Source organism: Vibrio sp. N418 (assembly GCF_000222565.1).
Taxonomy (GTDB): Bacteria; Pseudomonadota; Gammaproteobacteria; order Enterobacterales; family Vibrionaceae; genus Vibrio; species Vibrio scophthalmi.
In genome coordinates this window covers 1-20804 of the sequence record NZ_AFWD01000084.1, presented here as the reverse complement: position 1 = coordinate 20804, position 20804 = coordinate 1, and the positions used below count along the sequence as shown (strand labels likewise).

General features: G+C 43.7%; 17 protein-coding genes and 1 riboswitch. Of the genes, 8 read left to right on the top strand and 9 right to left on the bottom strand.

The genetic code is table 11. The features are described 5' to 3' along the window. Window positions 1–105 precede the first annotated feature (105 nt). Window positions 106–1188: a 3-phosphoserine/phosphohydroxythreonine transaminase gene (gene serC / locus RH86_RS17115; protein WP_009387554.1), complete on the bottom strand. Its 1083-nt coding sequence runs from the start codon at window positions 1186–1188 to the stop codon at window positions 106–108. 141 nt (window positions 1189–1329) lie between these two features. Beyond that, complete coding sequence (locus RH86_RS17110) at window positions 1330–2598, bottom strand: DUF945 family protein (protein WP_009387553.1); 1269 nt, start codon at window positions 2596–2598, stop codon at window positions 1330–1332. Window positions 2599–2828: 230 nt separating this feature from the next. On the opposite strand from RH86_RS17110, the gene RH86_RS17105 reads away from it, so the two are divergent. From RH86_RS17105 to RH86_RS17095, 3 genes are all read left to right on the top strand, one after another. Next, window positions 2829–4757, top strand: coding sequence for an ATP-binding protein (locus RH86_RS17105; protein ID WP_038219881.1), 1929 nt, complete (start codon window positions 2829–2831; stop codon window positions 4755–4757). 18 nt (window positions 4758–4775) lie between these two features. Continuing rightward, on the top strand, window positions 4776–5273 hold the full coding sequence (locus tag RH86_RS17100) for a response regulator (RefSeq protein WP_009387551.1): 498 nt from the start codon (window positions 4776–4778) through the stop codon (window positions 5271–5273). A gap of 178 nt (window positions 5274–5451) precedes the next feature. Continuing rightward, window positions 5452–5997, top strand: coding sequence for a hypothetical protein (locus RH86_RS17095; protein WP_009387550.1), 546 nt, complete (start codon window positions 5452–5454; stop codon window positions 5995–5997). A 99-nt stretch (window positions 5998–6096) separates the two neighbouring features. On the opposite strand, the gene RH86_RS17090 is transcribed toward RH86_RS17095, so the two are convergent. Together RH86_RS17090 and RH86_RS20590 are read right to left on the bottom strand one after the other, a co-directional pair. Further along, complete coding sequence (locus RH86_RS17090) at window positions 6097–6837, bottom strand: chromosome segregation ATPase (RefSeq protein ID WP_009387549.1); 741 nt, start codon at window positions 6835–6837, stop codon at window positions 6097–6099. 17 nt (window positions 6838–6854) lie between these two features. Beyond that, entirely contained in the window at window positions 6855–7013 is a 159-nt protein-coding gene (locus RH86_RS20590; protein WP_005597669.1) for a hypothetical protein, read from the bottom strand. 228 nt (window positions 7014–7241) lie between these two features. Here RH86_RS20590 and RH86_RS17080 point away from each other — a divergent pair, with 228 nt between their 5' ends. Together RH86_RS17080 and RH86_RS17075 are read left to right on the top strand one after the other, a co-directional pair. Then, a complete protein-coding gene (locus RH86_RS17080) occupies window positions 7242–7583 on the top strand; it encodes a 50S ribosome-binding protein YggL (protein ID WP_005597672.1) in 342 nt (113 codons plus the stop codon). 422 nt (window positions 7584–8005) lie between these two features. Continuing rightward, a riboswitch (glycine riboswitch) is annotated at window positions 8006–8113 on the top strand. A gap of 123 nt (window positions 8114–8236) precedes the next feature. Then, the gene (locus tag RH86_RS17075; RefSeq protein ID WP_009387548.1) at window positions 8237–9607 is read left to right on the top strand and encodes an alanine/glycine:cation symporter family protein; all 1371 of its coding nucleotides are present in this window, start codon (window positions 8237–8239) and stop codon (window positions 9605–9607) included. 135 nt (window positions 9608–9742) lie between these two features. Here RH86_RS17075 and RH86_RS17070 read toward each other — a convergent pair whose 3' ends face one another. After that, on the bottom strand, window positions 9743–10372 hold the full coding sequence (locus RH86_RS17070; RefSeq protein WP_009387547.1) for a LysE family translocator: 630 nt from the start codon (window positions 10370–10372) through the stop codon (window positions 9743–9745). Window positions 10373–10566: 194 nt separating this feature from the next. Here RH86_RS17070 and RH86_RS17065 point away from each other — a divergent pair, with 194 nt between their 5' ends. Beyond that, entirely contained in the window at window positions 10567–12048 is a 1482-nt protein-coding gene (locus RH86_RS17065; protein ID WP_009387546.1) for a carboxypeptidase M32, read from the top strand. A 110-nt stretch (window positions 12049–12158) separates the two neighbouring features. Here the strand turns inward: RH86_RS17065 and RH86_RS17060 are convergent, their stop codons facing one another. Beyond that, complete coding sequence (locus tag RH86_RS17060) at window positions 12159–12965, bottom strand: lysozyme inhibitor LprI family protein (RefSeq protein WP_009387545.1); 807 nt, start codon at window positions 12963–12965, stop codon at window positions 12159–12161. A 256-nt stretch (window positions 12966–13221) separates the two neighbouring features. Between RH86_RS17060 and RH86_RS17055 the strand changes: the two genes are divergently transcribed. Continuing rightward, on the top strand, window positions 13222–14121 hold the full coding sequence (locus RH86_RS17055; protein WP_190275925.1) for a DMT family transporter: 900 nt from the start codon (window positions 13222–13224) through the stop codon (window positions 14119–14121). A gap of 97 nt (window positions 14122–14218) precedes the next feature. Here RH86_RS17055 and RH86_RS17050 read toward each other — a convergent pair whose 3' ends face one another. From RH86_RS17050 to RH86_RS17040, 3 genes are all read right to left on the bottom strand, one after another. Then, entirely contained in the window at window positions 14219–14470 is a 252-nt protein-coding gene (locus tag RH86_RS17050; RefSeq protein ID WP_009387543.1) for a hypothetical protein, read from the bottom strand. A 188-nt stretch (window positions 14471–14658) separates the two neighbouring features. After that, a complete protein-coding gene (locus RH86_RS17045) occupies window positions 14659–17004 on the bottom strand; it encodes a glycosyl hydrolase family 18 protein (RefSeq protein WP_009387542.1) in 2346 nt (781 codons plus the stop codon). Between the two features lie 457 nt (window positions 17005–17461). After that, the gene (locus RH86_RS17040; protein WP_009387541.1) at window positions 17462–19087 is read right to left on the bottom strand and encodes a methyl-accepting chemotaxis protein; all 1626 of its coding nucleotides are present in this window, start codon (window positions 19085–19087) and stop codon (window positions 17462–17464) included. Between the two features lie 824 nt (window positions 19088–19911). On the opposite strand from RH86_RS17040, the gene RH86_RS17035 reads away from it, so the two are divergent. After that, window positions 19912–20804: VCBS domain-containing protein (locus RH86_RS17035; protein ID WP_009387540.1), on the top strand; the 893-nt coding region annotated here is incomplete at its 3' end.

Below are 20804 nucleotides of genomic sequence, written 5' to 3'. Positions count from 1 at the left end.
TTTCGCTAAGTTTCAAGATCAAAAAAGCCGACGTTCACCACGTCGGCTTTTCTATATTATCGCGATAAACGCGCTCTCAGCTTAAAAGAAACTAAGAGGAGCAGTTCAAGCGTTAGCGGCCTCAAACTCGCGCATAAAGTCTACCAGTGCTTGTACACCTTCTAATGGCATCGCATTGTAGATTGAAGCGCGCATACCACCTACAACTCGGTGGCCTTTCAGTGCAACTAAACCACGTGATTTTGCTTGAGCAAGAAATGCTTCATCCAATTCTGGTTTCGCTAATTGGAAGGGCACATTCATACGTGAACGGTTAGCTGAATGAACTGAATTACGATAGAAATCAGAGCTATCAATGTAGTTGTAAAGCAACGCTGCTTTTTCACGGTTTAGTTGCTCCATCGCCTCTACCCCACCTTGCGCTTTCAACCATTTGAAAACGAGGCCAGATAGGTACCATGCAAACGTAGGTGGCGTATTAAACATTGAGTCTTTTTCAGCTAATACCTTATAGTTCAAGAAACTAGGTACAACTTGGCTCGCTAAATCTAATAAGTCATCACGTACAATCGCAATGCACAATCCTGATGGGCCAATATTTTTCTGCGCGCCCGCATAGATCACGCCATACTTTGACACATCAATGCGTTGTGAAAGAATGTTCGAGGACATATCTGCCACGATTGGCTTATCCGTTTGCGGTAGATCGTAAATCTCCACGCCATCAATGGTCTCGTTCGGGCAAAAATGCACATAGGCTGAGTCTTCCGCCACAATCCAATCGCTAGCAGGCGTAACGGCAATCTTGCCATCAATTTCTGTCTTAGCGACGTACGAGTCAACTTCACAATACTTCTGAGCTTCATCAATGGCACTTTCTGCCCAGAAGCCTGCATCAATATACGTCGCTTTATTGTTCTGACCTAATAGGTTTAAAGGCACGGCAGCAAACTGTGCACGTGCACCACCTTGGCAAAACAATACTTTGTAGTTGTTTGGGATGTTTAATAGATCACGCAGATCTTGCTCTGCTTCTTCAGCAACTTGGATGAACTCTTTGCTGCGGTGGCTGATTTCCATCACCGATGTACCAAGATTATTCCAGTTCACCAATTCAGACTGGGCTTGCTCCATTACCGCTTTCGGTAAAGCCGCTGGTCCGGCGCTAAAATTAAATACGTTGTCCACGGATTCTTTCCTTGCTCATGCTTTGTGTAAGACTGTTCACATTAATACCACTTTTTTAACGAGTAAAAAAGTGACAAAAGAGGTCTTAAGACCTCTTTTGATTTTAATCGTATCCCTTTTTACTTTATTCCAAAGTAAAAGCTACATCATCAAAGGCAATAGCAAGCTCATTAATGGCACTTTCTGGCCATTTTCAAAGACAAAATTGCCTTCTTTAAGCTCTGCTTTTACACGGTAACCATTGTCTGTTTGCTTAACAAACTCCATGATCATGCCTTCATCAACACCCTGCTGTAACGCTGGGTATTGTTCAACCAAGCCATTCGATACGAAGGTATCAATATGGCCTTGCAGTGCAGGCATGATGCTCATTGGGTTACGTGATACATCATTCGTCCCTTGCGGAACTGTTAACTTCCACTGAGAAGTAAACTCGCCTTGGCCGATTGTTAGGGCAAGTTTATCCATAGAAAGATAAAAACCATTCGAGAACAAACTATCAACATGCGGAATAATGTTTTGCATATCGTCAGCATTCATCATTGGAGCATTTTGATACGCTAATACAAGCTGTTCAAACGCAACAGCATCAAGATCACCCAAGGCGAAATCAACTTCAAAATTACTGACTTTCTCTTGTTCCATTAATAGATCAGCCATCGTGATATTGTGCTTAGTCGTCACACGTTTTGATTGCTCATCCATAAATGAAGAATAAGCATACTTGGCTTTTTTCAACGCAAACAGTGGTGTTTGATCACCATCCAATACCGCCATATCAGCCAGTGAAATTTGCTGGTCACCAATCCAGAAACTATTGACCTGCTTACCTTCTCCATCACCAGTAATGCCAGAGACCAGTAACTTTTCACCACTGTTAAAGTCAACTTCGATCGATGGAATATCAAGCTGGTAGCTCACTTCGCCCAACACCGTGACATGGCCTTTTAGCGTTGATGGAGTCACAGACAACATAGCGCCCTGCTCTCCTTCACTCACTTGATGCCAATTATCCAATTTAAACTCAAAGTCGGTGTTACCGTTTAGCTGAGTCACCGTATGCAATGTTAACGGTAAATCAGGCCAATTCGTCATTTCTGAATCAGCACTGATGCTTAATAAGCCATGTTTGATTTGGCTATCAACCATGATCTGCGCAGGAACACCATCCGCCTCCAATTGAGCAACAAGAAGTGGATCGGTAATGGTATAGCGAGTTTGAACGGTAGAAGAAAGATAGCCACGATCGTATTGAACAATTTCCGCAGTGATTGCGTCGTTATTCATCTGAGTCACACCATCTTGAATGACATTCTGCCCAATTTGACCAACGGCTAAAGGCCAACAAAATGCGAGGGCGATAGCACCACCAATCGCGGCGTATTTTTTTAATTGCTGCATGTCACTCATGATTTAAAGTATCCGTAGTTTCAATTATAGCGTGAATCATCTCGCCCATTCGGCTGTGCCAAACGTGACGAATAATCGTTACAGTTTACACCAAAAAACATTGAGATAAATCAGAGTATTGACTGAATTCTTATTGATGCAAGATTTCTATAACTTAGCTCTCAGCAGCCACGCTTGTTTCTTGCTACGGTAACTTGTCTAAACCAACGAATTACAGGTTGCGAAACGAATTGAACCAATATGCCCTACTGTGCCTTGATAACAACCCTATTAGCATTGAACAGCTACGTGGCGAGCTGAATGCCTTCACATCAAAATTTGATGTGCATTGCGCTGACAGCATTGAAGATGCGCATTGCGCGTTGCAGTATTGCATGGATAACGATCAACCTGTCGCGCTGGTTATCGCCAGCCACCACGAAAATTTCGACGGGGCGAACTTTCTCAACCAGCTTGATAAATCTCCATTGACACAAAACGCACGGAGGATCTTAGTTAGTTGCGGCCAAGATATTCAAGCCATCCTTTCTGCCGTTAACGAAGGTCGATTGGACCACTGTTTAACCAAACCGTTGCAAGATAACCTCGTCTACAAAACCATACAAAAAGAACTCACCACTTTTGTGGTGGAGAATGACAAAGAAAACCTGCTCTCATACAGTCTAATTCTCGAACAGCAAAAGCTCTTGCGTGCACATATCGACCAGAAAATGGCCAACTACCAAGCAGGGTTTATTTCTGACCATCACCGCTTATCCGATTCACAATTAGCTGAACAAGTGATTGATGCCCTGTCGGACTTTTTTGCTGATCATGATGAAAACCAAGCGATTCGACACTATTCAAGCGACCATTTATTAACCGTAGAAGGTGAAGAAAACCGTTTCTTGTGGTTCATCACCAATGGTGAAGTGGCACTGTACAAAAAAGATGAATTAGGCATGCAACGTGAAGTGGTTCGTCACAGCAAAGGCAACTTAATCGGCGGAATGTCATTTGTGACGGGTGAACCATCCTTTTCTACCGCGGTAACGTTAACCGATACTGATGTCATCAAACTCGATCGTGATGAGTTTAGTAAAGTCATGCAATCCAACACCGCTCTACTGCCTTTGTTTACCAACTTACTCTTACGGCACTTTAACCGCCGTCTGCAACGCAGTATCAATACTAAATTGCAGCTGCAAAAAACCATTGAATCACTCGAATCCGCCCACCAGCAACTTATCGAACGTGAAAAAATGGCAATGCTTGGCCAACTCGTTGCCGGAGTGGCACATGAACTCAACAACCCAATTGCCGCCATTTTACGAGGCACCGATACCCTTACCGATAATATCCATCAGCTTGTCGCCAATCAAAGCTCTGATAACAAAACACAAGGTGACGAAATCTTAACTCGAGCCCTATCATCACGACCTAGCTCTACCGCCGATGAGCGAAAACGCACTAAAGAGACCGAGCAAAAAGTGGGCGATCGTCGTTTAGCCAAAAAGTTGGTTAAGTTAGGGTTAGAAAATGATGCCGACTGGGCACAACGCGTTAAGCGCGATCAGCAGCAGGCGACCTACGACTTAGTAGAGCTGGAAAATTACCACCTTGCGGGGGCAACTCTACGATCGATCAATGTCTGTGCTCAGCGTATTGCTGACATGGTTAAAAGCTTAAAAGGCTATGCGCGCCCCGATGATGAAACCTTTCACTACGTCGATATTCATGAAGGCATTGAAGATACGTTAGTGATCTTTGAAAATAAACTCAAACGCCACAACGTCGAAAAGCACTACGCCGAACTGCCACCTATTCGTTGTTTGCCTATAGCGCTACAACAAGTGTGGACCAACCTCATTTCCAACGCGATTGATGTATTTCCAGATAAAGGAAGCCTGACGGTAACCACGAGAGCGACGACCCGTTACGGAAAAATGTGGGCTGTGATTGCAATAAAAGATAATGGTTGTGGGATTTCCAAGGAACTGCAAGAGAAAATTTTCGAACTCAATTTCACTACCAAACGTGAAGGCAACTTTGGCCTCGGTATTGGCTTATCGGTATGCCAACAGATAATTCAACAGCACGGTGGCAAGATTGAAGTCGAATCTGTCGAAAACCAATTCACGCAAATGTCGGTATGGCTACCGATAGAGGCGCAAGCTTAATTCAGCGAGGAAGAAACCATGAATAAATACCTGATCCTATGTGTCGATGACGAACGAGAAGTATTAGATAGCGTTATTCAAGATCTCGACTGTTTTGAAGAGCACTTCGTATTGGAAGGGGCAGAATCTGTCGCTGAAGCAAAGGGAATCATTCAAGAAGCACAAAGTGAAGGGATACAACTTGCGTTGATTTTGTGTGACCACATCATGCCAGAACAAACCGGAATTAGTTTTTTGATTGAACTAAGCGAAGACCGTGAAACCAACAAAGCCAGAAAATTGCTATTAACGGGACAAGCAGGTTTAGAAGACACGGTAGAAGCGATTAATCATGCAAGCCTCGATTTTTATTTAGCGAAACCATGGGATGGCGATCAAATCCGTCAAGTAGTCAAAGATCAGCTCACTCAATTTATGATCGACAACGAGCCAGAACTGATGCCATGGGCTGCCGTTCTCAACACCGAACAGATTTTTAACGCCATTGCGGAAAATCGCTTGAGTTTTGGAGAGTAGTCACATTTTAACCAAAGCAACTGGCATAACACTTGCTGCTAGTTTCAATATTGGAAAAATAACGCCAAAACAATGACATTTTGCCTTGTGAGCAGAGCTTATGAACCAGTATTATACGCACTGCTTTGCGGGCAAATCGCCCTAACACAGAATTTAATTATTATAGGTTAATCTACTTATGCGCAAAACAATCTTAGCTGCGGCGCTAGTGCTGGTATCTGGTCAGTCACTTGCGATGGACGATCCAAACAGCCCAACGGTTATGAGCAACTTTAGCTACGATTACGTTGAAGCACGTATCGGTGCAAGCCCTGGTACGTTCGGTGCAGGTATTAGCAAGTCAATCCACCCTAACGCTCACGCCGTTGCTCGCCTTGATTCTGAGTTTTCTGGTGACTACGATTTGTCAACAGGTGTTGGCTTCCATGCGCCAATTAACAACTGGGCGGATCTAACTGGTGAAATCCTATTTCGCATGGTAGATACAAAAGCAATCAGCACAGATACGGGTATGGAACTGAACCTTGGCGTACGCCAATGGCTTGGTCCACAACTTGAGGTTGGTGGCAAGCTAGGCTACGTATCAATTTCTGACAACGAAGATTGGTTGGGCGCTGCATATGCTCGCTTCCACGCGACTGAACTATTCTCGCTAGGGGCAGAAGCTCGCATCAACGAATTCTATGGTGACCAAGTGATGTTCACCACTCGTTTCCGCTTCTAAGTTTAGCGATTTGGCCAAGAAGTTATTTGGCAAGCATAAAAAATCCCGCCAAAATGGCGGGATTTTTCTTAATACCATGATATTAAATAGTAAACTAACCTATTCCATACCCAGCTGCTCAGCTATTGCCTTAATCTGCTCCAAATCCATCTGATGTACTCGAATCATTTGATTGATCTGGCTAATTCTCGAACTCGCTTCATCTTGTTTATCACAAGAATCTGATTTTGCATCCCAAGAGGTGCCATCTAAATACGTATCACACTCTGTTTTTAACGCTTCGAGTTTAGGTTCAAGTTCTTGACGCTCTTGCATCAAGGCTTCTAATTCCTGTTTAACTTGTAGTTCGCGTTGGAACAATTCACGAGAACGTTCCAATAAAGTAACTTGCATGTTGGCTTGATAGTTAAGTTTATTGTTGGCTTTGTTCGCATCCGCCAATTGTTTCTTCTGACCATCGAGTTGCTCTTCGAGCGAAAGATTGGCTTTTTCCAATTCTGCCACTTGGGTATTCATCGTTTGCAACTGTTGATCAAACTTCGCTTGTTGCTCAACCATCGCCGCTTTCAGCTTTTGCTCAACTTCGTCATCCACTTTAGCAACACGTTTTTCTACAGTGACCACCAAGGTCTCTCTATCTTGCTCTAGAGATTTGTATTGTTCTTGAAGCTCAAGATACGTACTTTGCCATTGCTTGGCCGTGAATGAAGATCCAATCAATCCACCGATTGCTAACCCCAATACACCAGCGACCACGATATAAAGATAAGTGCGTTTATCACGCTCCTCTATCACGACAACATCATCATCGGTGCTTTCAATATCAGTTTGGTTATTCACTCTTCGCTCCTACTGGCTCAGCGCATAAGTTCGGTGATCATCAATGTGGTAACGTACACGACAAACCCTGAGAGCAGAGTGATTACCACGTATTTCTGTAATTTTTCATTGGTGCGATATCGAACTAGTACATAAGCTAGCGCAATTAAAAACACGATTGCAATCAGTCTTGTCATACCCTCTCCTTAGGCTAATCTCACCAATTTAACTGCCTCATTTATACCATTTTTTACCTAAAATAGGTCAGAACGATGTCGTTTTATTACTTTAAATGTAGATCATCGACGTTCGCAGCTAAAGAGTTGGTGGATTACCGTACTATAAAATAATAAATCTGGCATTAAGTTTGGGCAATACCAAGATTTAGGGTATAAAGAACCGTTCCTTTTATTCGAGGCAAAGAAATGAAACCATTAAATCAGCAAAACAAAAAACGTCGTATCCTGAAAAAACTTTACCTAGGCGAATTCGCTATGATGGGTTTTGAAGTAAGCTGCAAAACAAACATTGCAGATTTCGACCGTTATGATGTGTTTGTAGACGACTTCATCGACTATATCGATAGCCTAGGCCTTTGCTTTGGCGGCGGCGGTCTTGAACTGTTCGAAGGTTTTATCTGTGCATCGGAGCGCTACCTAAGCGTAACTGAAGAGCAGAAAGCTCAAGTAATGGCTTGGCTAGACGCTCGTGAAGAAGTCAGTGAACTGATCGCTAGCGAATTAGTTGACGCGAACTACTTCTACTAATCGATATCACTAATCCGCCGCCAGATACCGCTCGCGAATACAACAGCGTAGTGAGATCAAACACGGTAGCTTAGTTCTATATTGCTGAGACGCTCCTTTGTGGGGCGTTTTTTATACTCGCTTTTTAAGTAACCGCCCTCCTTTCTCGCCTAAAAATCCACTTCGCTAGACTAATCGTATCCTCTGTCAAATCTTTTCGTAATTTGATTTAAAAACTTGTTGAATTGATCAAAAAAAGTGATACAGTTCTTTGGTCAAAAGTGACCAGCACTATTGACTTACATTTACTCAATAATTGAGTAATTGTTCCGATGAAGACTGCAGGAGAGCGGTTATTAACTAAATGGTAACATTTGAGCATAATAACCTACCGAAGAAGTAAATCTTTCAGGTGCCACCTTAGGGTAGCGAGGACTGTAGTTGGAGGAACCTCTGGAGAGAACCGTTAAATCGGTCGCCGAAGGAGCAAGTCCTACATTGTTTCAACAATGCAGGGTGAAACTCTCAGGCAAAAGGACAGAGGAGTGGAAAGACTATATCCGTAGCTTGGCGTATTCATATGCCGAGTATGCTACTCATTTTTTGATGATATGCTTCATGTCGTCATACCTTTCCCTCTTCTCCTTAAAAGTTTTTTTAATTAAGGGGAAACCATGGATAACTTCCAATCTTTACTAAAAACAATCGACAACTTTGTCTGGGGACCACCACTACTGATTCTTTTGGTGGGAACAGGCGTCTACTTCACTTTCCGTTTGGGTCTTTTGCAGTTTAGGTACTTATCAACTGCATTCAAAATGATCTTTAGTAAAGATGATTCTGATAAGCAAGGCGACGTTTCTAGCTTTGCTGCACTTTGTACAGCCCTCTCTGCAACCATCGGTACTGGTAACATTGTTGGTGTTGCAACCGCAATCAAACTGGGTGGCCCTGGCGCACTATTTTGGATGTGGCTTGCGGCTTTATTCGGTATGGCAACCAAATACGCTGAATGTCTACTTGCAGTGAAATATCGCCGAGTCGACGACAAAGGCCAAATGGTTGGCGGACCGATGTACTACCTACAATATGGTGTGGGCTCTAAAGCATTAGCGATCATGTTTGCTGTATTTGCTCTTGGGGTTGCCTGCTTTGGTATTGGTACTTTCCCACAAGTCAACGCCATTCTTGATGCAACAGAAATTTCATTTGGCGTATCACGTGAAATCTCAGCCAGCATTCTGACGCTATTAGTCGCCTTTGTTACCCTTGGTGGTATTCAATCTATTGCCAAAGTGGCGGGTAAAGTCGTTCCAACCATGGCTCTGTTCTACGTGCTGGCTTGTCTAAGCGTTATCATTATGAACGCCGACAAATTGTTGGATGCGGTAGAGCTCGTTCTCGTTTCAGCCTTTACCTCAACCGCAGCAACGGGTGGCTTCTTAGGTGCCAGTATCATGCTCGCCATTCAATCGGGTATTGCTCGTGGTGTCTTCTCAAATGAATCAGGTCTAGGTAGTGCGCCAATGGCGGCAGCAGCAGCCAAGACAGATTCATGTGTGAAGCAAGGCTTGATCTCAATGACGGGCACCTTCATCGATACCATCATCATTTGTACCATGACGGGCTTGGCTCTGATTCTAACTGGTGCATGGCAGGGTGATCTGGCAGGTGCCGCGATGACGACTCACGCATTTGCCGTCGGTCTGAACATGGATACTTTCGGTCCAATGCTGGTTTCGATTGGCTTGATCTTCTTTGCCTTTACCACGATTTTGGGTTGGAACTACTACGGCGAGCGTTGTGTCGTATTCCTTATGGGCACAAAAGCGGTGCTGCCATATAAAATTATCTTCGTTTGTTTGGTTGCCTCTGGTGCTTTCCTACATCTCGATATGATTTGGATTATTGCCGATATCGTTAACGGCCTGATGGCAATACCAAACCTCATTGGTCTGATTGCCCTTCGCCAAGTCGTAGTTGAAGAAACCAGACTATTTTTCGCTTCCACTGAAAACGATGAATTCGAATCAGCCAAAGCCTAAAATAGCGACCATAGAATATAAATAAAAAAACGCGGCTATCATCAGCCGCGTTTTTTATTTCACGTTTTTTTCTAGCACTTTCTTTTCCATACTGTGTAGACGTGTAACTGCTCTCTTTTCGTCTTGCTACATCACCTACTCTTCCAGCATTAATTTTATGCCCAAGGCGACGAGAACTACTCCGGTTGTTGCTTCCATCCACAGCATAAAACGGCTGTTTTTTAATAATCCCTTCGCCTTATCGAGCGCTCCGGCCAGCCCACATTGCCACGCCATTGCAATAACAAAATGAATCGCTGCCATCAGTAGCGATTGTAAAAACGCCGAACCCGCCGGATCGATAAACTGTGGCAAGAACGCCAAATAGAAAACCGCCGTTTTTGGATTCAGTACATTTGATAAGAAACCTTCACGCAAAGAGCGTTTTAAGTTCAGATTCTGACTCGCTAATGCGAGTTCTGCCGCTGGTGCGACTTGTCCTTTCATAATCGCGCGTAAACTACTCAATCCAAGCCAAATCAAATACGCCGCACCAATCATTTTTACAGCAGCAAACAGTTGTGCAGATTGCGCCAACAAGGCTGAAATACCAATCGCTGAAAAGGTCGCATGGACAAACAAGCCCAAACAAATACCTAAACTTGTGGTTGCGCCATCTGAAAAACCACCGCGTGAAGAATTACGAATAACCAACGCAGTGTCGAGTCCCGGCGTCAAAGTGAGAATGGTAATGGCGACGAGAAACGCCTCAAAGTTAACGATCATAACGACTTCTTCCCTGTAATATTACTAGTAAAATGGAGTGATTCTCGCGCATAAAAATAGACGCTAAGATTTTCACGGCATTAAGATAGACGGCTATACCGTTATACCGCTATAAATTCCTCACCACAAACAATTTATCTTCGCAGCCTTGATTGCTAGACTGATAATTCACTCCACATGATGAAGATATCCCCATGAGCGCATTCGAAAAACTGGTTTCTCATTCACAGAAAATTGCCCATTTTAACCACCTTGCTGCCATCTGCGGTTGGGATCAAGCTTCAATGATGCCATCAGGTGGCAACCAAGCTCGTTCTGAAGCCATGGCAGAGCTATCCGTTCATGTTCACTCACTTCACACTCAGCCGCAACTGGCAGATTGGTTTGCCGAGGCAGAACAACAATCACTGTCTAATGAACAAACAGCCAGCCTACGTGAACTAAAGCGCCAATGGCAGCAAGCCAACTTGCTTCCTGAAGCGTTAGTGCAAGCTAAGTCGCTCGCAGGCTCGAAGTGCGAACATGCATGGCGAACACAACGCAAAGAAAATGACTGGCAAGGTTTTGAAAAGAATTGGGCTGAAGTGGTTAAACTGTCCCAAGAAGAAGCACAGATCCGCGCTGAAGCCAATAACCTCACCCCTTATGATGCGATGCTCGATATTTACGAGCCCGGCACGACCACGACCTCGCTTGATACGCTATTTTCTGACGTAAAATCATGGCTACCGGAGCTCATCAACCAAGTCATCGATAAACAATCAAACGAAAGCTTCATAGAACCAAACGGACAATTTGCCACTGAAACGCAGAAAGCCCTTGGTCTTGAGGTAATGAAACTTCTACAGTTTGATTTTAACCACGGTCGCTTAGATGAAAGTGTCCATCCGTTTTGCGGCGGTGTTCCTAGCGATGTTCGCATTACCACGCGTTACAATGACAATGAGTTTGTCCAATCACTAATGGGGATCGTACACGAAACGGGTCATGCTCGTTATGAGCAAGGTTTACCAAAATCGTTAGCGGGCACACCAGCAGGTGAAGCGCGTTCAATGGGTATTCACGAATCCCAATCACTGTTTTTTGAGATGCAAGTAGGTCGTAGCGATGCGTTTATTGCACATTTAGCGCGGCTTGCAGGACAGCATTTCAACACGGCAAACCCAGAACTTTTTTCACAGCACAACTTTCAAAAGCTCTACACTCGAGTGAAGAAAGATTTTATCCGTGTTGATGCCGATGAACTCACCTACCCTGCACATGTGATCATGCGTTATGAAATCGAACGAGACCTGATCAACGGCAATATCAAACACACCGACGTACCAGAGCTGTGGAATTTGAAGATGCAGCAATACCTAGGTTTATCAACCGAAGGAAACTACAAAAACGGCTGCATGCAAGATATCCATTGGACCGACGGCGCATTCGGCTACTTTCCGTCATACACACTCGGCGCGATGTATGCAGCGCAATACATGGCAGTGATGAAAAATACAGTGGATGTGGATGGGGCGATTCGCAGTGGCGATCTGAGCCCTATCTTTACTTGGTTATCAGATAATATTTGGAGTAAGGGCAGCTTGCTAACAACGGATGAACTTGTGAAGCAAGCCACGGGTGAAACGCTCAATGCTGCTCACTTTAAGCAGCATTTGATAAGTCGTTATCTATAAAACCAACAAAGCTGCCGGCAGGTTTACACTATGACCTGCCGGCTTGCTCGATTACCTTAAATCGCGTCAGACGTTTATGAGCCAAAGCCAAGCTTGTTTAGCCAAAAGAATCAATAGTAAGAAGTATCATCGTTAAAATCATTGGCTCTCACGGGGATCACTTTTTCCACTTTCGTCGTCGCTTTTACTTTATTCACCATCAGCGGTAGGTTTGCTTCAAAAAACTCATCATTGTTGTAAAACAAAATCAACTGAGGTTTATCGTAGAAATATCGGTCAAATTTGTCGTTAAACGCGATGATGCCAAATACCGCATCCAACGTCTTAGGATCAACCAGAATGAACCCCTTTCGTTCACAATGTGAAGGTTCACACGCGCTACCGAATAGAAGACCATTTTCAAATGAAAACTCATCCCCTTTTCCTTTCAGTGCGTAGTACATACTCGTTGTTGAGCCCATCTTCCGTACGTAATCTTCTGTTTCGAAAATGTGATCAAATAATGTATAACGCGCCGCTAAAAACTCATGATAGTTGGAGCTATTGATGAGCTGCTCCATACTCGTAACTTGTAGTAGCTCTTGTTTGAGCGATTCAAGAGCAAGCTGATGATGCAATTCACCAATGCGCTGACCATAACTAGGAATGCACTTCGAGATACCAAGAGAGCATTGACCGTCGCGCTGTTCCCACCAATTCAATTGTTCTTGCTTCAATGCCTGTTGTTGCGGTTGCGTTAATTGGGTTCGTAACTCTTTATATTGTTCACCCAATATTTCATCCAATGTATTTAATATTGGATCTTGGCAAATCATCTTCTCTGTCGGAGAAGCCGCTTTAATGCAATCGAAGCTTGCTGCCTGAAGAAAAAAACTAGGGGTTATGGATAGAGCCACGAAAAGCCATTGGTATTTCATTTACTTTCTCAAATTCTTTAGTTGTAGGCATTATATACAAGCTTATCAAGAATAAGGACATGCTGAGTCACATCACATTGAAATAAAACATGTTTGCCGGCTTATAGACGCTGAAACGACTCAAGATTTCACCAAAAAGAGCGTCAGTGTCATAACGGGATCGCTTGAGAGCAAAATATCGGCAACTAGCAGAAATACATAGATCCCCGACCAAAGTAAGCTATGATTCCTTATCCCTCGACTAGATTGAAACCTTATGGCTGCCTTCTCTTTTTCTCTGATCCCTGTCGGGGTTAGATTTATGATCCTTTCTGCGTTTGGCTTTGCGTTAATGTCTGCGTGTGTCAAATACGTCAGCAACTATGGTATTCCGGTGTTTGAGATTGTAGCTGCAAGGGCATTAGTTTCTTTGCTTATCAGCTACATAGATGTAAAACGAAAAAAGATTTCAATATGGGGAGAAAATAAACCACTACTATTTTTACGTGGTGCGGTTGGCACCGCCTCACTGATGTGCGTTTACACCGCGGTAACGATGCTACCGCTTGCTGAAGCGACGATTTTACAATACGTCCACCCTGTCTTTACCGCTCTTCTTGGCATGTTATTTCTCAAAGAACGTGTGCAAAAATCGACCCTCGTGTGTATTGCCTTCTGTCTGGCCGGTTTATTGGTAATGGTGCAGCCAAATATGCATAGCGAGATCGCCGATGAGTTGCCTTTATTTAGTATTATGATTGCGTTGTGTGGCGCTTTGGGTAGTTCTATTGCTTACGTAATTGTAAGAAAACTCAGTCAAACCGAAGACAGCTCGGTGATCATTTTCTATTTCCCACTCGTCGCACTGCCCATCTCAACGCTGCTGATGTGGGATAGCTTTGTATGGCCAAGTTTGTTTTTGACCATGATGCTTGTATTGGTTGGTATCTTTACTCAAATTGGTCAGTACGGGTTAACCAAAGCGATGCAGACCCAAGCGGCAGGCAAAGCGTCGGCCTACTCTTATGTACAAATCGTTTTCTCAGCTCTGCTTGGCGTATGGGTATTTAACGAAATACCCTCTATTTGGACGTACCTAGGTGGTGGACTAATTGTTACTGGCGCGCTAATTAACGTGTTTGGTAAACAGTTGCTGGCGCCGTTTAGGGCGAGGTAATCTTCAGTGGCGTCAGCTCAAAGTCACAAGAAGTCACTCTTTGACGCCACAAGACAAATCCTCTTTTCGAAGACGGATTGATTCAACTACAACACTCTTAATCTCGCGTACGCTTAATGATGATCTGATTAGGAAAATGCTTTTCCATCTGTTCAATGCTGTAAGATGAAGTGCCCTGTTTGATCTGCTCAATAGGCGCTTCACTCGCAATTTCAATCGTTACACCAAACTCATGGGCCCGGGCTTCAAATGCATCGAAAAGCTGCTTTTCTTGTTTGCTCAGTTTGGTGAGATCTTTGCCTTCTAACTCTACTATCTGATCTAATAACTGTTTATCACTTGGTGTCATGATTTTGTCCTCATTACAAACGCTTATCTGAATCTACTCCTTTAAACACTGAAATCTAGAATCTTCCGCGGATAAATTGGCAAGCTATAATTGCAAATTTGTCCGCATACCCATTATTGAAAACAAAAAAGCTCTGGCATTGCACCAGAGCTTTATATTTTCGCTATTGCTAATCAATTAATGGCTAGCTAGATCTGTTCCCAAGGAGCACCAGCGGTTCCCGGTGTATCGCCTTTTGTCCACCATTTGGCTTTGTAAGTTACGCCTTGGTAGAGAGCTTTATCACCGCCGTTATAGGCTTTCGTTGGACTCCACGCTTTCACCGAACCGTCATCTTTCTCTTGCCACACGTCAGACGCACCCGGTACGTCACCTTGCGTCCACCACTTCGCGGTGTAGGTCACGCCATTGTAGATAACCGAATCACCACCGACATAAACTTGGTCTTTATTCCAAGTATTACCGCTTGGATCTTCATTGCCTTTAACGTTCACAACCACAGCGGCCGTCGTATTATCGGTCGCATCCGAAACCGTTACGATGACATTCAGGGTACTGTCTTGAGTCGACTCCGAAGTTGGTACTGAAATGACCGCGCTATTACCGGTTTGCACAATCGTACCAAGAGATGTGGTAAAGGTAAGCGTATCGTTTTCTGCATCAGTTGCTGATACAGAAATTGTTGCGACATCGCCTGCGTTAACCTGAATGGAACTTGGTGCATTCAGAATTGGGGCCGTATTTACCTCTTCACCAGTGCCTTTCACATTAATCGTGACCACTTCGCTATCTGACTTTTTGCCGTCAGTGACCGTCACCGTCACGCGCTCAACCACATCTTGCGCGGTTTCAGGTGCTAGAAAAGTTACCGTTGCACTGTTGTCACCGTTATCGACCAGCGTTGCGCCCGTCACAGAGAAAGTCAGTGCATCGCCGTCAGAGTCGGTCGCTGAAACCTTAAAGCTAATTAACTGGCCAGAATTCGCATTTAAATTCGCTGGCACCACTAATACTGGCGCTGCATTGGGTACAACATTTTGGCTAAAGACATTATCTATCTGTTCTGCCAGTGGTGAACTGAGCTCTGAACATTGCTTTAATTTACTACCAAAACTGGTGAAGGTGCCATTACATTCAATATCGCCATGCACTTGCCAAACAATGATGCCACCAAGATCGTTGTTAACAATGTACTCAGCCTTTTCACGAATCGATTGTGGGTCATCGTAACTGAGGAAATATTTGCCGTTTACCGCGTAAGGAACACGAGCATTATCATCCCAGAAATGCTCCCAACCCGGCTGTTTCGTCAAATAGTTATAACTTGGTTGGCCTTCGAAATTAGCCCAGTTGGTAATATCAACCGCTGAGTTGGTTGGCCCGTCCACTTCAAAATTAACCATGCGTTTATCAGTTGGTGCGCCTAAATATGCCGTTGAAGCGGTTGTTTGCACACCACGTCCGTAAAACGCCGCACCAAAGTTAATTTTTTCCGCCGGGATGCCGCGTTCATTAACCATCCAATCACGCAAGGTATCAAGTGTTAAACCTGCGAACTCTTCTTCTGGGTACGGATAAAGTGGCGAGTTATGCCCTGTAACGTTTGACCAACCTCCATTGAGGTCGTAAGTCATCATATTGAAGTAATCCATTGAGCGCACTAGACGCTCCCAATTAAAGCCTTCTAAAGCTGCTGGTGTCGCTTTGAATGCCGCGGTGATCAGCTTATCATCACCAATGCGCGCGCGGATATCTTCCATCAATTGTTCAAAATTGGCGTAATCAGCTTCAGTTCCGCTAAAGTTCATCCCACCAGTGCCTGGGTATTCCCAATCAATATCAATACCGTGAAAACCTAATGCCATCAGCTTATCAATATCAGCAAGGAAACGCGCTTTTTTAACCGGATCGGCCGCCATTTCGGGGAAATGTTTAGACATACTCCAACCGCCAAGCGAGGCCATTACTTTTACGCCTTTCTCATTAGCCAAATCGATAAGACCCGGTGCGCCACCTTCTTTCTTTAGAGGAATCGGCATTTCACCGCTGACACCAGATGGTTCATGCAACCAGCCGTTGCCATTAGGGACAAAACCTTGCGCTTGAACACGCGCTAAGTTTTCTGCTTCCCACGCTTCATTGCCTGGGTAAGACCATAAGTATTCCAGTTCACCCCATAGAATATGTAAATCCCAGCTTGAATAGACATCGGTATACAATAACGAGCCGGGCTCTTGCACTGCATCTGGTTGATAAATTTGCTTATTGCGTAAATCCCCACTATGCAACGAGCCATCTTTTGCTACGCCAAAAAAGGAATAGTTCAAGATAGAATAGATATCCATATCAACATTTAAATGAGTCGCTTCACCGGCAACAGTAAAACCGTGTTGAGGCCCTTTCCACGCTTCCCATTGGGTTAGGTAACCAATCACGTTTTTATCGTGTGTTGGTGCGGCGTGCAGAGCCGTACTCATAAGGAGTGTTCCAGCAACAGATGCCGCAATAGCGGTAAGCTTGATGTGATTTTTCATTAGTCTATATCCACGCTTAGTAATTGAGAGTCAATTCACCAGTAACTACTTTTTCATTACTTAATTTTCGACGCGAATAGATATTTTAAAGGTTGGCAGCATGGTTCGAATATAATTGTGCAAACGAACATTTGTTGCGTGAATTTTTGTATCAACATAGCGGTTTAATTAGAACGTCATTTTATTAAAAACACAGAGTGCAGATAATTATATCGATTTTATAAAAAATATTTATCATCGATAGATAATCAACCTAACAATTCACACCTAACCGGAATAATGCACAAAAGAAGAAGTATTCTTTAGCAGAATGACGAAGAAAAACATAATCAACAAATCGGATAAAAGCTCCAACCATTGCAGCTAGAGCTTTTCATTTACTCACAAGTGACCTCATAGGTTCAAATGATACCCCATCATCAGAGCATCATTTTTCCCACGAATTTGCCTTTGTAAGCTAAACCTTGAAGCGAGACAATGACATTTGTAACGTCGTTGCTAATTGTGCAAGTTCAATACTCGATTGAGCGGTTTGTTCTGCGCCCTGAGCGACTTCATTTGCCGACAGACTCATATTCTGAATATTTTGACCGAGGTCTTCTGTCACAGAATCTTGCTGATTGCATGCCGTCGCGATCTGGATACTGGTCTCAGTGACTTTCATCATCGTATCTTCAATCGTCTGAATTGCTTTACCTGTTTGCACGCTTTGATCGACACAAACACGGATCTTCGAACAGCTTTGCTCTGTCGCCGTTTTCGCATGAGCAGCACTGGTTTGTAATTTCTCAATAATGCTAACAATTTCACTGGTTGACGATTGCGTTCGTCCCGCTAACGAACGTACCTCATCCGCCACCACGGCAAAACCACGGCCCTGCTCACCCGCACGCGCTGCTTCAATCGCAGCATTCAGTGCCAACAGGTTAGTTTGATCGGCAATACCACGAATCACTTCAACGACCACACTAATATTGTTTGATTCGCGTTCTAACTCTTCAACCAATTCACCCGCTTGTTCAATATCACGTGACACAATTTGAATTTGCTCAATATTGAACTGAACATCTAGATTGCCTTGCTTAGCTTCTTGCGAGGCCTCTAGAGCTGACGTAGACGCGGTTTCAGTATTACAAGCAACTTCTGCAACCGTTGCTCTCATCTCCTCCATCGCGGCTGCAATCACCGTAATGTCCGATTGTTGCTGCTGCATACCCAGTGAAGACTGTTCTGATATCGCACTCATCTCTTCAACGGCAGCCGATAACTGAGTCACCGCAGAAATGGTATCTTCAATTAACATACGCAACTGATTTTGCATTTCAATATTGGTATCAGCTAATTGACCTAGTTCATCATTACCAATCAATTCACGCTCTAAACGAAAGGTCAAATCCCCTGCTGCAATCGCTTTGGATTGTGCGACAACTAAATTCAGTGGGTGACAAATTTGACGCGCTAAGAAGAAAGTAATAAAGACCATAAACGCAATCAACGCAGAGAAGGAAACCTTAGTCGCAGTGGTCACTTCATCAACACTTTCCATAATCGAGCGACGGTTATTGGCCACAAAAGTAAGGTTTGTTTTAACCAAATCATCCATAGCCGCCCCCACTTCTTCAAATTGACTAAGTGCTGCCACAAGGTCAAGTTGTGCTTGGGTCTTATCCCCACGGCTGACCTTTTGAGTAAAGTCACCCAACACACGCTGGTAACTATTCCAACCATTCATCACGCGACTAAATACACGGCGCTCATCAGCGTCGACAACCGTCGCTTGATACTTAGCAAGATCATTTTCAATCGTATTTTCAAGTGATGAAATAGTCGTAAATAACTGCGGAAGGTCGCGTTTTTGATACGTTAGCGCCGCAAATTGATTACGACGATACGCATTCATATCAAAGTAGATATCTTCTACCGATAACACACTTGGAATGGTGGAGTCGGTAAAGTTAACCACTTCCGATTCTACTTTGTTCAACTCTTGCAATAGAAAGAATGCAAACGCAATCATTACTAAACCGATCGCCGAAAATACAACAGCGATTTTATTTGTCACAGCCAAATCTTTGTAGCTCATGATTCTCATAACCTAGGAGTGTTTGAATAATTTATCCGCAGGCAATACCCACACCAATCTAAAGGCAGCAAAAAGAAGCACAACAAAAGCACGTAAAACGTGAATTGAAGCAAATAAGTGGTGATGTAATTCAAAGAGATCTTGAATCGACAACGCTGCGTATCTGAATTGGGGGACTTACTTTAGGGTACTGGTCTAATGACTTAGTCATCGCCCGAAAACCTTATATCAGCACTTATACAATAAAGTAAATCAGAAAATCACCATCCTTCACGCGAATTTCAGATCTGGAAATTGTTATATTTTATAGTTAGTTATAGCACCATAGCCCAACGCAAACCTTTGCCGGAGCCGTCATGTGACAATAGTAAAAAAACATCACAAAATTTACACTCAAACAAGTTTAAAATTGGTTTTAACAATGTTAATTCCGAAGCGGATTACACTGACTGTCAAAAAGGTAGCGCCAATTTATCGACAATAAAACGTGATCTTTTTTCCAAAAAATGAGCTATTCAACACGCATACTTGCAGAATAATGATTTACCCAAACGAACAGGATTTAAAACGGCCATTCAACAGCGACACTCAACTACCATCGAATCCACTCCATATTGAGCAACAAATCAAAACTAGCGCATCCTGATTTTTATTTTGATTCTCATAATCCAAATAGATGAAGAAATTTCGTCATTAGACACATTACTTACTGTTTTTAAACAACTTATTTCATCAACTCTATTGGCATAAAGATTGCGATACATCAGCTAAGTTATGAATGCGAGACAAATTTCATAGCATCTGGATACCGATGAGGAGTGACTATGAAAAAGGTAATGCTAATTCCTGCCGGAGCAAAAGTTGCGGTCAATCAAGAGGGTGAAATACGCGTCCTTGCTGATGGCCAACAACCAAAAGAAAATGAAGTCGTTTATTCTGAACAAGATTTTGCATTACTTGCAAATGATGATATCCGTATTGTGTCCGATACTGCCACAACTTCCTCCGATGATATTCAAAGCGTACAAAACCTCATAGATCTTGGCCAAGATCCGACTCAACAAGAAAGCTTAGATCCTGCGGCAGGCCAAAATAAAGGTTCTGCACCAACGCTCTCTCCACAGGTAGCAAGAGACAATCAAACAACGATCGCGGAAACGTTTTTTGACACTAATGCCAACGATCAGCCAAGTGACCGTCCTTCACTTTTAGCTCTTAGCGATGAAACTAACTCAGGTATCGAGCTTGCCGCGACAATAGATGGTAACGATAGCGGAGCCGTCACTGAAGATGCGACCTCTCCATTGCTGATCGACTCTGGGAAACTGACCATTGAGGACAACAATAAACGTGATGCTAATTTTGACCCAAACAATATTGTCACCCCAAGAGACGCTCTAGGTGAGCTAACGATTGATACTCAAGGAAATTGGACATACTCCGTAAACAACGAGAGCGTGCAGTACCTTGCCCAAGACGAAACCAAAATTGAAACATTCACTGTTGCCTCGGTGGATGGCACCACTCACGATATTGTTATTACCATTACAGGGGTCAACGATAGTGCCGTTATTTCCGGCGATGCAATTGGCGCCGTGACGGAAGATGATACCGATCCGGTGCTAACAGATTCAGGCGTATTAACCCTGACTGATGCCGATACCGGCGAAGCCAAATTTGACCCAACTAGCGTAATCACTCCAGCTGGCGCGCTCGG

Coding starts and splice junctions, on each gene's coding strand:
- RH86_RS17110 (WP_009387553.1), bottom strand. CDS start 2,598: ATGAGTGACATGCAGCAATTAAAAAAATACGCCGCGATTGGTGGTGCT.
- RH86_RS17100 (WP_009387551.1), top strand. CDS start 4,776: ATGAATAAATACCTGATCCTATGTGTCGATGACGAACGAGAAGTATTA.
- RH86_RS17095 (WP_009387550.1), top strand. CDS start 5,452: ATGCGCAAAACAATCTTAGCTGCGGCGCTAGTGCTGGTATCTGGTCAG.
- RH86_RS20590 (WP_005597669.1), bottom strand. CDS start 7,013: ATGACAAGACTGATTGCAATCGTGTTTTTAATTGCGCTAGCTTATGTA.
- RH86_RS17080 (WP_005597672.1), top strand. CDS start 7,242: ATGAAACCATTAAATCAGCAAAACAAAAAACGTCGTATCCTGAAAAAA.
- RH86_RS17075 (WP_009387548.1), top strand. CDS start 8,237: ATGGATAACTTCCAATCTTTACTAAAAACAATCGACAACTTTGTCTGG.
- RH86_RS17070 (WP_009387547.1), bottom strand. CDS start 10,372: ATGATCGTTAACTTTGAGGCGTTTCTCGTCGCCATTACCATTCTCACT.
- RH86_RS17065 (WP_009387546.1), top strand. CDS start 10,567: ATGAGCGCATTCGAAAAACTGGTTTCTCATTCACAGAAAATTGCCCAT.
- RH86_RS17060 (WP_009387545.1), bottom strand. CDS start 12,965: ATGAAATACCAATGGCTTTTCGTGGCTCTATCCATAACCCCTAGTTTT.
- RH86_RS17055 (WP_190275925.1), top strand. CDS start 13,222: ATGGCTGCCTTCTCTTTTTCTCTGATCCCTGTCGGGGTTAGATTTATG.
- RH86_RS17050 (WP_009387543.1), bottom strand. CDS start 14,470: ATGACACCAAGTGATAAACAGTTATTAGATCAGATAGTAGAGTTAGAA.
- RH86_RS17045 (WP_009387542.1), bottom strand. CDS start 17,004: ATGAAAAATCACATCAAGCTTACCGCTATTGCGGCATCTGTTGCTGGA.
- RH86_RS17040 (WP_009387541.1), bottom strand. CDS start 19,087: ATGAGCTACAAAGATTTGGCTGTGACAAATAAAATCGCTGTTGTATTT.